The sequence below is a fragment of the Clostridium lundense DSM 17049 genome, assembly GCF_000619945.1.
Lineage (GTDB): Bacteria > Bacillota > Clostridia > Clostridiales > Clostridiaceae > Clostridium_AO > Clostridium_AO lundense.
This window is the reverse complement of sequence record NZ_JHVC01000001.1, coordinates 187,131-203,685: the sequence shown is the minus strand read 5'-3', so window position 1 is coordinate 203,685 and position 16,555 is coordinate 187,131. Positions and strand designations below refer to the sequence as shown.

The window sequence follows — 16,555 nt, the reverse complement described above, 5'->3', positions numbered from 1 at the left end:
TAAAACATAATCTAATGTTCCACTATGCCACTTTCCTTAAACTTTTCAACAAACTTCTTATTTATTTTATTTAGATTCTTTTTTAACACAAGCGCTATAATGATTGATATAAAAAAATATATTGAAAGTATACCTATATCAAAAACTATAATTTCCTTAATAACTCCACCAACAGCTTCCCTCATACCAGATATAGCATAGGTAAATGGTAAAAGTGGATTTATCCATTGGAAAAACGGTGGAGTAACTTGTATAGGAAATGTTCCACCAGACGCAGATATCTGAAGCACTAACAATATAACAGCTAAAGCCTTACCTACATTTCCAAATACAGACACTAAAGTGTATACAATCATTGAAAAAATTATACTTATAAATATTGAATAAGCTACAAATACTCCTTTGCTTGCTGCGTATACTCCTAATATAAACAAATCTCCTAAACTTACTACAATGGCTTGAAATATAGCTATAGTAGCAAAGGTTAAATATCTACCCATATAACCTTCAAATATTGTAAATTCTTTTATATCCTTATTTTTGGTAACATTTGTAGATAAAAGAGAAACTAAAATTAAACATCCTACCCATAAAGAAAGAGTAGTAAAAAATGGCGTCATAGCAGATCCGTAATTTGGAATAGAAAATATTCTATTTTCTTTTATATTCACTGGATTTGCTATAAATTCACTTTCTCTTTTAGCATCATTCTTTAATAGCCTAATGATTTCATTAATTTGTTCATCATTGTCTAATTTTTTAAGTTTCTCAGCTAAAGAATGTACTGAACTTTGTATACCAGGTAAATTATCTTTTAACCGTTTGAGTTCTTCTCGTCCTTTTATATTTCCCTTATAAGCCTTTTCTAACAACTCTTTTCCTTTTGGTAAATTTTCATTAGCATCATTTAATATCTTAATAGTATTGTCTGCTATAGCTATCAATTTTCCCATAACATCATTAATAGCTGGTTCTATCTTTTCATCAAAATTATTTATAATACTATCTAAAATAAGTATTGCTTCATTACTTCCCTCATTTAATTTATTTAATATATCTATAGAGAGTTTCTCTCCCTTATCTATTAGATTTAAAGCAGCATTAATAGTATCTACTCTAGTAATAAGTTTATCTTTAATTTTATTTAACTTATATATAACATCTTGAATAATTAAATTATTAGATTCTTTATCTAAAGACTTTAAAAATTCTATTATGCTATTAATTTTTCCAATTACATTATTTAGGTTATCTCTTGCCTTTATTAAAAGACTTTTTCCCCTGTCTTTATCATTTTCTAATATATTTAAAGCATCTTTTATTATAGTTTCTGAAGAGATTATAATATCCTTTGTTATTATCAAATCTTCTTTAATATGGGGAGCAGCATTTTTCATTCCTTCTTTTACATCTATCAAAAACTTCTTACCTTTTTTAGATATATCCAATCCATTTTCTATATTCCGCTGTACTAAAGGCAATTCCTCATTTACCTTTTTTATAATTTTCTCTAATTCAAAAGTTCCATTATATAAAGTGTCTATATCTTTATTAATTTGTGGCATTTTACTATCTACATATATAATTATATTTGATAATTCCTTAAGTTTAGGCTTTCCTTTTTCTAACTCTATACCGAACTGATTAAATATATCAAAGATTATACTGTTTACAGTTTTCACAAAATTTTTAGTTATTTCATTTTGTACATTAGTAACCCCTTTTTGTGTAATCTTTGGAGCTACTGCATTAATTTTTTCATTAACAGAATAAATTAAGTTTGGTTTTTCTTGTTTCTCTCTAAGTATAGAAAGTATTTTGTATGAAAAATCTTCTTCTATAGTTATACTGGCATAGTATCTCCCATATTTTACTCCCTTTTCCGCTTCTTCTTCATTTACAAATCTCCAACCTATATTCTTATTTTCCTTTAATTTATTTATAAGTTCTTTTCCTACATCTATGTTTGTTCCTTTAAAACTTGACCCTTTATCCTTATTAACCACTGCTACTAATATTCCTGAAGTATTACTGTAGGGATCCCAGGAAGACTTTATATTAAACCAAGCATACAATGAAGGTAATATGATTAATCCCATAGTTACTACTAATGCTACCCAATTTCCTATTATATTTTTTAAGTCCCTTTTATAAATTTTAAAAATATTTTCCATATATATTCCTTCATCTCTTATTAAATTATTATTATATTTAGTATTTTGCATTTGTCCTTAAATAATACAACATCAGCACTATGAAAATTTATACATAAAATGATTTGCAATTTTTTACAAACAAAAAAAACATCTACTTTAACTAAAGTAGATGTTTCAAATTGAAAATTGTTCATTTTAATATTCATTAAACTAAATTTTGAGGATTTCCTTCTAACCATTTAGTTATATTTTCAAAAACAATATGAGCTCTTCTTACCATAGCTTCCTCTGTTGCAAAACCTACATGAGGAGCAAGTACAGTATTTGGAGCCTTAAGTAATGGATAATCTTCTGGTATTGGAGGTTCCATATCAAACACATCAATACCTGCTCCAGCAATCTTTCCCATCTTTAAAGCTTCAGCCAAAGCTGAATTATCTATAATACCACCTCTTGCTGTATTTATTAATATAGCATTAGATTTCATTAACCCAATTTTTTCTTTGTTTATCAATGTCCTAGTATCATCTTTTAATGGAACATGGATTGATACTATATCACTTTCCTTAAGAAGTTCTTCTAAAGAAACATATTTAACTCCTAAAGCTTCCACTTCATTTTTTCTACTTCTGCTGTAAGCTAAAACCTTACATCCAAAAGCTTTGGCTATTTCTGCGACCTTTACTCCTATGGCTCCAGTACCTATTATACCTATAGTTTTTCCTGAAAGATCATTTTGTGTATATCCAGCCTTTGTCTTTCCTTCTCTTGTAGATTTATCTAAAGGTACAATGTTTCTTAAAACTGAAAATATAAGTCCATATGTAAGTTCTGCTACAGAAGAAGTACTATATCCTGCAGCATTACATACAGTAATATTTCTTTCTCTACATACTTCTATATCTACATGGTCTACGCCAGTAAATGCTACAGAAATCATTTTAAGATTTTCTACTGAACTGATTACTTCTCCCTTTAAAGGCATATTTGCAATTACTAATACATCTGATCCAAAAGCTCTCTTTTTTAAAACTTCAACATCCTCTACTCTATCATTATAGGCTACTAATTCATGTCCATTTTTAGTAAGATCTTCTGCAATCAAGCGAACTTGTTCCTCAGAAAGTCCAAGTGGTTCAAGTACAGTTATTTTCATATTATTTTCCTCCTAAAAAAGTTTCTTACTTACTATATTATTACTTTTATTAATGTATTACAAGAATTGTGTAATCCTTTCTAAATTCTAATCCAATAAATTACATTTCATGAAAACTATTGATAAATTAATATTTATGCATTATAATAAATGCCGGTGTATAAATATTAATATTTTAAAGGGGTTTTGGCTTACATGGAAAACGAAATAAAAATTAACTATCTATCAAAGAATCTATTCAAGTTTTTAATACCATCTGTAATAGGAGTTTTTCTATTTATGCTTCCTATTTCCTATGATGGTCAAATAACTATTCCAATTGCTATACTTTCAAAATTAGTATTAAAAGGTATTGGTAGTGTACTTCCAATGGTAATGACAATAGTTATTTGTGTTACATTTTTAGGTACAACAATAACAAAAATATTTAAACCTAAAAAAATAATAACTAGTAAATATTTGAATACATTATTTAATGTTACTCCTATATGGTTTACCGCAAGAATTCTTGGAACTATATTTGGAGTTTGTACCTTTTTCAAATTAGGACCAGCGTGGATATGGTCTGAAAATACCGGTGGATTATTATTATATAATTTGTTACCAATTTTATTTTCTGTATTTATATTTGCAGGAATGCTTTTACCTTTACTTTTAGATTATGGTCTTTTAGAGTTTTTTGGTGTACTTTTAACAAAAGTAATGCGTCCTGTTTTTAATCTACCTGGACGTTCTTCTATAGATTGTATTGCCTCTTGGCTTGGTGATGGTACTATTGGAGTACTACTTACAAGCAAACAATATGAAGAAGGTTATTATACTAAAAGAGAAGCTGCAATTATTGGGACAACCTTTTCTGCGGTTTCCATAACTTTTAGCTTAGTAGTTATTTCTCAAGTAAATCTTGGACATCTTTTTGTTCCATTTTACCTAACTGTTACTTTATCAGGAGTAGTAGCTGCAATAATAATACCTCGTATTCCACCATTATCTAGAAAACCAGATACTTATAATAACAATGTTAAAAGTAAAACTTCAGAAACAATACCTGAAAATTATACTCCTTTTCAATGGGCTCTTACAAAAGCTCTAAATAAGGCTAGTAATTGTAGTGATTTTAAAAACTTTTTGATACAAGGATTAAAAAATACATTAGATATGCTTCTAGGTGTAACTCCTATAGTTATGGCTATGGGAACTTTAGCTTTAATTTTGGCAGAATATACTCCTATATTTAAGTTTTTAGGATTACCTTTTATACCTGTATTAAAGCTTCTACAAATACCAGAAGCAAAAGAAGCTTCTCAAACTCTTGTTGTAGGTTTTGCTGATATGTTCTTACCAACAGTTATAGGTGCAACTATAAAAAGTGAATTAACAAGATTTGTTATAGCTTGTGTTTCAGTTACACAGCTTATATACATGTCTGAAGTAGGTGGACTTTTATTGGGATCAAAAATACCAGTAACATTAAAGGATTTAATAATAATATTCCTTCAACGTACTCTTATAACCCTACCAATTATTTCACTAGTAGCACACTTTTTATTTTAGATTACAAAGTATAAATTATAGAGCCAGATTTTTGCTTCGGAAAAATCTGGCTCTATGCTCTATGCTCTATGCTCTATGCTCTATGCTCTATGCTCTATGCTCTAAAAAGTTGCTTCGTAATATTTCTACTCTATTATAGTAAGTTCCTTATCATATTTATTTAAAACTTCACAGCCATCATCTGTAACTAAAACTAAATCTTCAATTCTCACTCCTACTTCTCCTGGTAAATATATACCTGGTTCAATAGAAAATATCATTCCTGGCTGCACTGTATCAGTATTTGCTGATGAAACATCACCTAAATCATGTACTTCTATTCCTATGGAATGTCCTGTTCTATGAGTAAAATATTTACCATATCCATGCTTTTCTATATGCTCTCTTGCAGCTTTATCTATATCACAAAATCTTACCCCTGGTTTTACTGCATCAATAGCTTTTTTATTTGCTTCTAATACTATATTGTATATTTCTTTTCCTTTATCTGAAGCATATTTATAAAATACTGTTCTTGTCATATCTGAACAATAGGACTTATATTTGCACCCTATATCCAGTATTATATTGTCTCCAGGTTTGACTAGAGAATTATCTGACTCATGGTGAGGATCTGCCCCATTAGCACCATAAGCTATAATTGGAGGAAAAGAAAATCCTTCCGCACCTAACTCTTCATATATACTAGCTAAAACTGATGTCATCTTCTTTTCAGAATGACTCTCGCTGATCTTTTTAATAACTCTTCCCATAGCAGCATCATTTAATGCAGATGCTTTTCTCATAAGGTCTCTTTCCTCTTCATCTTTGCACATCCTAATTCTATCTACAATTACAGAACCATTAACAAAAGCTGATGCTGCCTTTAGTTCCATGAATCTTAATAAAAAGCGCGCTGGCCAATTCTTATCTATGCCTATAGCTTTATTATTATCTATATATGTAGATATTATCTTAACTCCATCATCAGTATCATTAAACCATATTTTTTCTATCCCTAAATCTTCGTATACTGGAAATAACTCATTTATAAATAACTTGTTGTTCCCATTTATATTAAGATAAAGAGCTAAAAGTCTTTCCCCTGGATGAATCCATTTTCCTGTTAAATAAAAAATTGATGCTGGATCTGCAATTATCATTTGAGGTATATCTCTTTCTTTCATTTTCTTCAACACTGTTTCAATTCTACTTTTATTCATTTTTATTCCTCCTAGTAATATCTAGGGTATATCCCTACAATTATTTATAACTGTGTTTTCTCATAAAACATTTCTATATGTGGAATATTATCTTCAAAATAAACTGAAGATACAGTTTTGAATCCTAAACTCTCATAAAACTTAATTAAATATTTTTGAGCAGAAATTCTTATTTTATTTTCCACTAATACATTTTCTATATAATCAATTCCCTTTGTCATAAGTTGCCTAGCTAAACCATTTCCTCTATATTGTTTATGTACTAAAACTCTTCCTATAGATATTTCATCATAGGAAATTCCCTTATCTAAAATTCTTATATAGGCAATTATTTTTCCTTGCTTTTCGCAAAATAGATGATATGCATTTTTATCTTTTTCATCAGCATCATTATAAGGGCACTGCTGTTCAACAATAAAAACTTCATTTCTTTCCTTTAATATTTCATATATTTCTGCCACACTTAGTTCTTCAAATCTTTTAATCTTCCAATTCAATTTATTTTTTCCTTCTTTCTTTATTTAAACCATTCTATCTTATTATTATTGAATTTCTCTTTTTAATTTTTACATATAACAATCTCTTATTTGCGCTTCATACTACGAATAAGCATTTTTGTTTCTTTATCCACTCTTAGAGATTCTATTATTTTTTGTAATGATTTATTATATGTAAAATCATCTAAGGTATTATTCTTTAAATATTCCATTGTTTTCTCAGGAAATTTAACATAACAAATAGAAATTGCCCAAGCAACAGCCATCTTTACATAATATCCATCATGCTTTGCCCTATTCAAAAGCTTTAACACCTTATCAATATAAGCTTCCTCTATATAATAAGTAAGAAGCATTACAATACCAAAGCGCATTTCAAATTCTTGTTTTGATAATAGATATGGCTGCAAATATTCCCAAACATGTATTTTGTTTTTCTTCGTAAGCTTTAGCCCACTACAAAGGCCATCGCAAACAGCCCAATTATCAATTTTAGGTATAAGCTTTGTCACATAACTTAGTATTTCTTCAATATCTGCTTTTACATAGCCTATAACCATGCATTGTAACATAACTTCTTCATAATATTCATTTTCTGCTGTCTTCATATATTCCCGCCAATCTTCCTTGGCTATTTGTTTTGCAAGTTTTCTTAATTTCGGAACTCTAACCCCAACAATATTCTCATTGCCAGGACATAATTTGCTTTGAAACTGTTTGTATTCCTCATCCGCTAATTGAAAAATTTGTTCTCTTACTTTATTACTCAATGCTTTCTCCTTATTTTTATATTTTATTTTCTTCTAGTAAATTAACTTAAAGTAAAATTCATAGATTTTGTTTTTCTATTCCTAAAAGCTTTTCTTTTACATCCAATCCACCTGCATAACCAACTAATTTGCCATTAGATCCAATAACCCTATGACAAGGTATAAATATAGGTATTGGATTTTTATTGTTTGCCATGCCTACTGCACGACAAGCCTTTATATTGCCAATATTTTTCGCTATATCCTTGTAACTATAGGTTTCTCCATATGGAATTTGTTGTAATGCCTTCCACACTTTTTTCTGAAATTCTGTACCTTTAGGTGCTAGTGGCAAATCAAAAATTTTTCTTTTTCCATTAAAGTATTCTTCAAGCTGTTCATTTGCTTTTTTTAGTAAATATGTTTCCATTACATTTGCATCTTTAAGTATGCTTTCTCCAAAACATATATGTGTAATTGATGTGCCATCCTCAACAATTGTTATTTTGCCAATTTCTGTTTCATAATGATATGCACTGACCATATTTATTTTCCCCTCCTGTAAACTTTATAGGGCAAATTATCTGTTTATGGATATGAAAAAATTATCCATATTTATTATTTATTATTTTAACATTTCATTTAAAGCTTTTCTATAGTTTAAAAAAAGACAGTTATAAATTGTTTTTAAAATACAATTTATAGCTGTCACTAAGCTTTACATCATTAATTTACAAATGTTATTTGTAAACTCTACTGGATCATTTATTGCTAATCCTTCTATAAGTAATGCTTGATTATACAATAACTCTGTATATAATTTAAGCTTATCCTCATCTTTTTCAAATGATTCCTTTAATGATTTAAATACATCATGATTTACGTTTATTTCTAAAACCTTATCTGCCTTTAAGTTTGGATTATCTGGCATAGAATTCAATATTTTCTCCATCTCAATTGAAAGCTCACCTTCATTTGATAGGCACACAGGATGGTTCTTTAATCTCTTTGATGCTCTAACATCTTTAACTTTATCTGATAAAATACTCTTCATCTTTTCAAATAATTCTTTATTCTCTTTATCATCAACCTCAGATGTATTTTTATCCTCTTCTGATTCTATACCCAAATCACCACTTGATACAGATCTAAATTCCTTTTCTTTATATTTCATCATCATTTTTATAGCAAATTCATCTATATCATCTACGAAGTATAATAATTCATAGCCCTTATCTAATACAACTTCTATTTGTGGAAGTTTTTCAATTCTATCTATGGATTCACCTACAGCATAATAAATATATTTTTGATCCTCTGGCATTCTAGAAACATATTCAGCTAAGGTTACCATTTTCTTTTCTTTTGATGAATAGAACATTAATAAATCCTCTAAAACATCCTTATTCACTCCAAAATCGCTATAGACACCATATTTTAATTGTCTTCCAAAGGATTTATAGAATTCTTCATATTTATCTCTCTCATTTTTTAATAAATCTTCTAATTCATTCTTTATTTTAGTTTTTATGTTTTTAGCAATAAGCTTTAGCTGTCTATCATGCTGTAATATTTCCCTAGATATATTAAGAGATAAATCTTCAGAATCTACTATACCCTTTACAAACCCAAAATAATCAGGTAATAATTCTTTACATTTATTCATAATTAAAACACCATTTGAATATAACTCTAAACCTTTTTCATACTCTTTTGTATAAAAATCATATGGTGTTTTCTCTGGAATATATAAAATTGAATTATAACTTACAACACCATCAACACTAGTATGAATATATTTTACTGGTTTATCAAAACCATAATGCTTTTCAGAATAGAAATTCTCATAATCTTCTTTAGTAAGCTCATTTTTATTTTTTCTCCATATAGGAACCATACTGTTTACAACCTGTTCCTCTATACAATCTTCATATTCTTCTTTGCTACCTTCTTTAAGCTTTTGTGTAGTTATATCCATTTTTATTGGATATCTAATAAAATCAGAGTATTTCTTGATTATGGATTTTAATTTATATTCATCTAAATACTCATCATAATTTTCTTCTTCTGTATTCTCTTTTATTTTCAGTATAATTTCTGTACCAACAGAATCTTTATCACATGGTTCAATTGTATATCCATCTACCCCTGTGGATTCCCATTTGTAAGCTTCATCACTACCAAAAGCTTTACTTATAACAGTAACAGTGTCAGCTACTAAAAATGCAGAATAAAATCCTACACCAAATTGACCGATTATATCATGTCCATCCTTTGATTCATTATCTTTTTTAAATTGCAAAGACCCACTCTTTGCTATAACTCCAAGATTATCATCAAGTTCTTCTTTTGTCATTCCAATACCAGTATCATAAATTTTAATGCTTCTATTCTCTTTGTCAAGTATTACCTTAATATAATAATTCTCTTTTTCAAATGTCAAAGAATCATCAGTTAATGCTTTATAATAAATTTTGTCAATTGCATCACTGGAGTTAGAAATAAGCTCTCTTAAAAAAATCTCTTTATGAGTATAAATTGAGTTGATCATAAGATCTAATAATCTTTTAGACTCTGCCTTAAACTGTTTTTTTTCCATTGTAAATCTCTCCCTTCCTAATTAAAAACCATAAATATATTTAATTAATATGTTTAAAAACCTTAATACTATATATTATTAAAAAGTTGTTAGCACTCACAACAGTTAAGTGCTAACAACTTTTATATACCATATTTTTGGACTTATGTCAATATTTCTGACAATTTTTTATATTTATATATAGAAAAAATTTATTTTTCTGTTTTGATATAGCCTGTTTGTTTTTGTACTTTCTTAATAATTTAAAAAATACGGATAAAATTCTAATCAGTTTTTAATCCTGCTCCACACAGGGGGATTATAACCTTTCCATTAAAGCTATTATTGTTTTCCTTAATATAATTAAAAAAACCAGCAAAAGTTGCAGCAGTAGTTGGTTCTACATAAAATCCTTTTTGAGCTAAGTACTTTCTTGTTTGAACTATTTTATCCTCTGGAGCAATAATAATTTCACCTTTTGTCTCTCTTATTGCTTGGAGTATTTGTTTACCTCTCATTGGAGCTGCAATAGCAATTCCTTCAGCTAAAGTACCTAAATTAGTTGTTCCCTTAACTGAATATTTTCCTTCTTTAAAAGCTGTATATATAGGAGAGCATGGCTCAGATTGAACAGCAATAATTCTAGGAACTTTATCAATAAGTTTTAGCTCTAATAACTCCTTAAAACCATAATAGCATCCTAAAACTAAAGTACCGTTTCCTACAGGGATTACTAACGCTTCTGGTACTTCTCCATTCAATTGTTCATAAATTTCATAAGCATAGGTTTTTGTACCTTGATAAAAAAATGGGTTGTATACATGACTAGCATAAAAACCTTCTTTTCTTTCAGCAGCTTTTAAAGCAGCTTTTGCAGTATCCTCTCTAGTTCCGGAAATAACATGAACCTTTGCGCCATGTGACAAAATCATCTTAATTTTTTTAGTAGATGTCCCCTCTGGAACATATATATCACATTTTATACCTGCTCTATTTGCATAAGCCGCTATGGAATTACCTGCATTTCCGCTACTGTCTTGAATAACTTTTTTAACCCCAAGTTCTTTTGCCTTTGCTATAAGTACTGCTGCTCCTCTATCTTTAAATGATAATGTAGGCATCATATAGTCCATTTTTACTAATAAATTTGGATTATCCTTGTCAATTGGAACTAAAGAAGTTAATCCTTCTCCCATGGAAATGTCTTTCCATAAAGTAAAGTTATCATCAAAAGGAAGTGCCTTTATATATCTAAACAGACTCCATTCATTGCTTAAAATGTCTTCCTTACTAAATTTAAAATCAAATTTCTCAAGATCTAACATTCCTCCACAATCACATCTAAAAACAAGAGTTTTAGGATCATGCTTTTTCCCACATTCATTACAAACATAGTTAATACTCATATAATCATCCCCCATTAAATTATTATATCATATATAATTCTATATACTTCTTGAAATGAATATTATAAATAAAATAGATAAAATTATTTGTATTTACATTTTCTATGTTGTGGATTATAATTATTATATAATAACAATTATTAAACATTAAAATTAAGGAGTGATTTATATGGATGAAAAAGCGTTTTTTAAGATGAGCTATGGTGTTTATATAATTTCAAGCTGTAATGAGGGTAAGCAAAGTGGATGTGTTGTTAATACACTTTCACAGGTTACATCTAAACCTGCTAATCTTTCTGTTACTATTTCCAAAAATAATTATACAGAAAAAATCATTGAAAAATCAGGCTATTTTGCTGCTACAGTATTAACACAAAATGCATCTATGGAGTTAATTGGTGAATTTGGTTTTAAAAGTAGTAAGGATATAGATAAATTCTCTAGATTCAATACTAAAGTAGATTCAAATGGTATTAAATATGTCACAGACTTTGCAGCTGCAAGATATAGCTGTAAGGTAATTAATTCCGTTGACTTAGGAACTCATGTTATGTTTATTGGAGAAGTTTTAGAATCTGAAGTGTTAAATAATGATGAGGTTATGACTTATAGTTACTATCACAGTGTTAAAAAAGGAACAACTCCTAAAAATGCACCATCCTATACAGAAAAAACTGCTCAAAAAGGTTATCGCTGTACGGTCTGTGGTTATATCTTAGAAGCAGACGAAATTCCCGAAGATTTTGTTTGCCCTATTTGCGGCGTAGGAAAAGATAAATTTGAAAAACTATAAATAATAGTAAATATAACTTTTAGCTTTTCTTATGGTAAATCTTCCCCATTTATTCTTTATTACCTTTTATTTATTATTCAAAGCAAAAATGAATAGGGAACTACTCCCTATTCATTTCTATTTGATGGATTTTATTATTTCTTCTAAAACATCTTTGGACATATTCCCCTTTATTGTATAGCCTATTCCATCTTTATTAATACCAACTTGTTGTAGTGCTCCTCTAAATGTAGCAACATTTTGTACATCTTCTAAGGCAACCTTACTCTCATCATCTTTCACTTGCTCTATTTCAAGAAAATAATTATCCTTAGCCTTATAGATTATATTTAAAAATCTCTTATTATCTTTTTCATAAGTATCTACATCATCTAAACTAAATCCTTCTGGTATATAGGAAGGGAATAATATTTTCTCATCCCAAAATTTTTCTGCTTTTTCAATTTTTAATTCAATACTACTTTTTTCTAAAGAAAGGGATACTATCAACTTCTCTTCCTGTTTTTTATCTTCCAAATTATTTTTATTATCGTGTACAACCTTTTCCTTTGTTTCTTTTATCTCAGACTCTTTTGCCTCAACTTTTGTTATTTCATCTTTTTCTACTTTACTTTTTTCCTCATTCACTTTTATTTTTTCTTCCACAGGTTTAAAATCTATCTCTTTATTTTGTTGTTTTTCTTCCTTAGTTATTTGAATATTTTCTCTAGAATCCGAAGGATTATTCATAGCTATATTCTTGTGTGAATTTTCTTCAATTCCTTTTTGTTTAATTTCCCCTTTGCTTTTATCATTTACAACATAGTTTTCACCTTTTTTTAGCATATTCTTATTAGCCAAAAAATAAGAACATGAAAATATAAAAATTAAACTACACGCCAAAGCAGCACCTTTAGTCCATTTATTCCATAGCCAAATTTTATTATACCCATTTCCACAAGCTTTACATTTTTCTAAAGTCTTTCTTTTTAATTCTTCTGTAACATATATATCTTTTAATTCTTTATCTAAACTTTGCTTAAAATTCTTATCCATCATATTGAATCTTCCCATCCATAATATTCTTAAGGAGCTGTCTTCCTCTATGCAATCTACTTCTTACAGTGCCTTCTGGTATTTTTAAAATCTTTCCTATCTCCACAGTGGAAAATTCCTCATAATAATAAAGTAAAATAGGTTCCTTATATTTTGTTGGTAAATCCATTACCTTTCCTAAAAGTTCACTGCTGTCCATTTTATCTATTACATTTTTCTCTAATTCTTCATTAGATTCAATGGATAACTCTTCCTTTTCTTCGAAGAATATTATTCTTTTAAACCAAGAACTCTTAAGCATGTCCTTACAAGCATTTACAGTTATACTCATAATCCAGCTTTTTTCACTTTCTTTGTTTTTCAACTTATGAAAATTTTCATATACTTTTAAAAAAACTTCTTGAAAAACATCCTCTGCCTTATTTTTATCCTTTAAATATAGATAGCTAATTTTTAAAACATCATTTCCATAGCTTTCAATTAATCTTTCTATCTCATTATCTACATTAGTCATTAAAATATCCCGCCCTAGGTATTATCATCTTCTAACTTTATTGTTCCTAGTATATTGTACCAAAGGTGCTTTTTATTATAAAGTATTATTTTCCCTCCTTAAAATTTTAGTTAAATTTTCCTAATCACTTTATAAGACGAATTACATTTTAAATTCGCTCCAAAGTTTTTATAATTTTATCATCATAATTATAAAAAAGGTTACCAACTAAAAATCCTTTAAAAGTTGTTAACCTTGCATTATATTATATTTATATTTTTAATTAGAAAACAGCTTTACATTTTTTTAAAACTTCTTCTATATTTAATGTTACATTTTCCACCATGTTTTCAATGCTTTTCTTTATCTTAAATTTATTATTTCTCATATTCTTTCTAGTCATATTTAATTTAATATTATGATTGCTTTTTGTTATTTCTTTTTCATTTTTATTTATTTTTAACATTTCTATTATAATTTCTCTATTTAGCTCTTCTACAGAAGCATATCTATTTTTCCCATTAACTGCAAAGCATTTTCTTATTATCCTTCTTAAATTATTATCTACATTACTTTCATAGCTAACATCTAGACTTGGTTGAAAAGCTGTAAATGGAATTCTTCCTGTTGTCATGTAATATATTATTTTTCCTATACTTTCTATAGCTATATACTTGTTTTCAACAACCTTATATAATTTTAAAAGACCTACATCAACTAATATAACTTTATCATTTGGAGTTATAATTATTTTAGATGGCTTTAAATCTTTATATTCTATAGTTAAGTTTAAATTATACACATGTTCTATAATATCACATATACTAGATGCAATATTAAAAATTGTTTTTGTATCTAACCCTTCATGGCCATTTATATAATTTTCCAAAGTTTTACCCTCTATATATTTAGGATTCATATAAACAGTTCCCATATCCTCTTTTGGTAAAACCTTAATTATCTCACATTCTTCTCCTAATATACATCTATTAATATTTATCATTACGCACCTCTTATTGTATCAAGTTTTGTATAAAAAATTTAAATCTTTAATACATTATATATATACAACTACGATTTAAAATTTTAGGGGGTAATAATAAATTTTTTTAGTTTAATTTATATTTAAGAATATTTTTCAGCAAAATCCTCCAAACCTTTTATATAGTTTTTCTTTTGATTTATCATATTTGCTATAATTTTATAAGTGTTGGTTTTTACATCATCTTCATTTTTTACTAATCTTCCCTGAATATCTATATAAAGTGCTAATGCATCTTTTTGAAAACTTAGCCATGAATCTATAATATCTCTAACACTTGTAGATTCTTCAAATATAGTTTTGCTATTAAATTCATTCATTAAAAATGACATTTTATCATATATTGCAAAATCTATTTTATCTAAATCCTCTATACTAACATCTTTTTTTAAATTCATATAATACTTAGCACTAGTATCTAAGTTTTTCATAAATACACTCATAAGTATATAAACACTCGTCCCCTTCTTCATATTATCTAAAATGCTCTTACAAATATCTTTCTTCTTATCAATCATATAAATAATTTTATCTATTAAATCTAGTACTGTATACGACATTGTTAACCTCCCATGCAAGTACAAGTATTTCTATTTTTAATGTCCTTTTATATTAAACCATTCTTTATTCTACATATATTCTAAATACTTATCAAGCAATAATATTATATAGAATGGAGCAAAGAATAATAAAGAAAACTTCTTAAATATTCTTTGCTCTATATTCCATTATCGATACTTTAAAACTTTTTAATAGTGTACTCTTATCAACCAAAATTTAATACTTTTATCACTCCACCCAAGATCCCAAGGAACTTTATTCCTATCTGTATTATGACAAGTTACTAAAGAATATCCTCTTGAATCAGCTCCTGTTACTACAGAAATATGAGTTATATCACCTTTCTTTTCATAGGCTATAAAATCCCCTGGTAAAAGCTTATATGAAGCTTTATATACCTTCTCATAACTTCCATAAGCAATTACCGAAGCTCTTCCACTATTAAGCATATAAGCTTTGAATTTATCTGCATTTACCCAAGCTCCTGATGCTCCACTCCCATCATAATTCCATATAGAATTTTTTCTAAACTTCCCACCCTCAAACAATATTTGAGATGCAAAATTTGCACAATCCCCACCTTGTGGATTATAATCTCTGTATTTTTTATTATATTTAAATCCAAATTGCTCTTCACTGGCAGCACCACAAAATTGTTTCGCATAATTTACAGCATTTATTCTTCTTTCATTAATTGTAGAAAAATCTCTTATTCTTTGTGATACTATATATTGCTTTATATCATCAGCTTTTAAATTATCTAATGATAACGAATCCGCAAATGGATCTTTATACCATTCCTTATTAATTAGCCATATTCCATCCTTATTTTCTAATTGTAAAACATGATATGTTCCTATTCTAGAACTATTGATAATTTCTGGTTCATCTTCATAGATATACTTGTACTCTGTAGAACATAAAATATTTGCAGAAAATCTTTGCCCGCTACCTTTAATTCTTCTCACCACTACTTTAGGTGTAATATCAATAAACTTTACTCCCTGTTTTTGTTCCCAATTATTAATATAATTCATTTTTTTCTTTTCATGTTCATATGCCCATAACCCATATTTAGTATCCGTGTCATAAATATCCTCTATTAATTCTAAATCTCTTCCTAATATTGCTTTATTTCTGTTCTCAAATATTTGTTGTATAGCGGCTTTAACTTCTTCATGAGAATACTCTTCAGTTGCTCCTGCTGTGTTTTGTCCAAAGCATTGTCCTAATAAGCATAATACTATAGTCATTTGTACCATCATTATTCTAAAATGCTTCTTTCTACATAACTTCATTATTTTCTACTCCTTTTATCAAGTAATTCTTAGTC

The 16,555-nt window shown here is 28.0% G+C and carries 15 protein-coding genes; 2 read left to right on the top strand and 13 right to left on the bottom strand.

What is annotated here, in order from left to right; genetic code table 11:
* Positions 1–11: 11 nt before the first annotated feature.
* Both T514_RS0100950 and T514_RS0100940 read right to left on the bottom strand, forming a co-directional pair.
* Positions 12–2,174: a YhgE/Pip family protein gene (locus T514_RS0100950; protein ID WP_027623057.1), complete on the bottom strand. Its 2,163-nt coding sequence runs from the start codon at positions 2,172–2,174 to the stop codon at positions 12–14.
* 187 nt (positions 2,175–2,361) lie between these two features.
* Positions 2,362–3,312 carry a 2-hydroxyacid dehydrogenase gene (locus T514_RS0100940; RefSeq protein ID WP_027623056.1) on the bottom strand — a complete coding sequence of 317 codons (951 nt, stop codon included), beginning with the start codon at positions 3,310–3,312 and terminating at the stop codon, positions 2,362–2,364.
* Positions 3,313–3,507: 195 nt separating this feature from the next.
* Here T514_RS0100940 and T514_RS0100935 point away from each other — a divergent pair, with 195 nt between their 5' ends.
* Positions 3,508–4,866 carry a YjiH family protein gene (locus T514_RS0100935; RefSeq protein ID WP_027623055.1) on the top strand — a complete coding sequence of 453 codons (1,359 nt, stop codon included), beginning with the start codon at positions 3,508–3,510 and terminating at the stop codon, positions 4,864–4,866.
* Positions 4,867–4,991: 125 nt separating this feature from the next.
* Here the strand turns inward: T514_RS0100935 and T514_RS0100930 are convergent, their stop codons facing one another.
* From T514_RS0100930 to T514_RS0100905, 6 genes are all read right to left on the bottom strand, one after another.
* Positions 4,992–6,068 carry a M24 family metallopeptidase gene (locus T514_RS0100930; RefSeq protein ID WP_027623054.1) on the bottom strand — a complete coding sequence of 359 codons (1,077 nt, stop codon included), beginning with the start codon at positions 6,066–6,068 and terminating at the stop codon, positions 4,992–4,994.
* Between the two features lie 44 nt (positions 6,069–6,112).
* A complete protein-coding gene (locus T514_RS0100925; RefSeq protein ID WP_027623053.1) occupies positions 6,113–6,565 on the bottom strand; it encodes a GNAT family N-acetyltransferase in 453 nt (150 codons plus the stop codon).
* An 86-nt stretch (positions 6,566–6,651) separates the two neighbouring features.
* A complete protein-coding gene (locus T514_RS0100920) occupies positions 6,652–7,335 on the bottom strand; it encodes a DNA alkylation repair protein (protein WP_027623052.1) in 684 nt (227 codons plus the stop codon).
* A gap of 58 nt (positions 7,336–7,393) precedes the next feature.
* Complete coding sequence (locus tag T514_RS0100915) at positions 7,394–7,858, bottom strand: methylated-DNA--[protein]-cysteine S-methyltransferase (protein ID WP_027623051.1); 465 nt, start codon at positions 7,856–7,858, stop codon at positions 7,394–7,396.
* Positions 7,859–8,032: 174 nt separating this feature from the next.
* Positions 8,033–9,913, bottom strand: a complete 1,881-nt coding sequence (htpG, locus tag T514_RS0100910; RefSeq protein ID WP_027623050.1) for a molecular chaperone HtpG — start codon at positions 9,911–9,913, stop codon at positions 8,033–8,035.
* A gap of 263 nt (positions 9,914–10,176) precedes the next feature.
* Positions 10,177–11,298: a threonine synthase gene (locus T514_RS0100905; RefSeq protein WP_027623049.1), complete on the bottom strand. Its 1,122-nt coding sequence runs from the start codon at positions 11,296–11,298 to the stop codon at positions 10,177–10,179.
* Between the two features lie 169 nt (positions 11,299–11,467).
* Between T514_RS0100905 and T514_RS0100900 the strand changes: the two genes are divergently transcribed.
* Positions 11,468–12,091: a flavin reductase gene (locus tag T514_RS0100900; protein ID WP_027623048.1), complete on the top strand. Its 624-nt coding sequence runs from the start codon at positions 11,468–11,470 to the stop codon at positions 12,089–12,091.
* 117 nt (positions 12,092–12,208) lie between these two features.
* Here the strand turns inward: T514_RS0100900 and T514_RS0100895 are convergent, their stop codons facing one another.
* From T514_RS0100895 to T514_RS0100875, 5 genes are all read right to left on the bottom strand, one after another.
* Positions 12,209–13,129, bottom strand: a complete 921-nt coding sequence (locus tag T514_RS0100895) for a hypothetical protein (protein WP_027623047.1) — start codon at positions 13,127–13,129, stop codon at positions 12,209–12,211.
* Entirely contained in the window at positions 13,119–13,640 is a 522-nt protein-coding gene (locus tag T514_RS0100890) for a sigma-70 family RNA polymerase sigma factor (protein WP_034867812.1), read from the bottom strand. The genes T514_RS0100895 and T514_RS0100890 overlap by 11 nt, the downstream gene beginning before the upstream one ends.
* 262 nt (positions 13,641–13,902) lie before the next feature.
* On the bottom strand, positions 13,903–14,622 hold the full coding sequence (locus T514_RS0100885; RefSeq protein WP_027623045.1) for a protein kinase family protein: 720 nt from the start codon (positions 14,620–14,622) through the stop codon (positions 13,903–13,905).
* Positions 14,623–14,744: 122 nt separating this feature from the next.
* On the bottom strand, positions 14,745–15,221 hold the full coding sequence (locus T514_RS0100880; protein ID WP_027623044.1) for a hypothetical protein: 477 nt from the start codon (positions 15,219–15,221) through the stop codon (positions 14,745–14,747).
* A 189-nt stretch (positions 15,222–15,410) separates the two neighbouring features.
* The gene (locus T514_RS0100875; protein ID WP_034867808.1) at positions 15,411–16,520 is read right to left on the bottom strand and encodes an amidase domain-containing protein; all 1,110 of its coding nucleotides are present in this window, start codon (positions 16,518–16,520) and stop codon (positions 15,411–15,413) included.
* Positions 16,521–16,555: the final 35 nt, after the last annotated feature.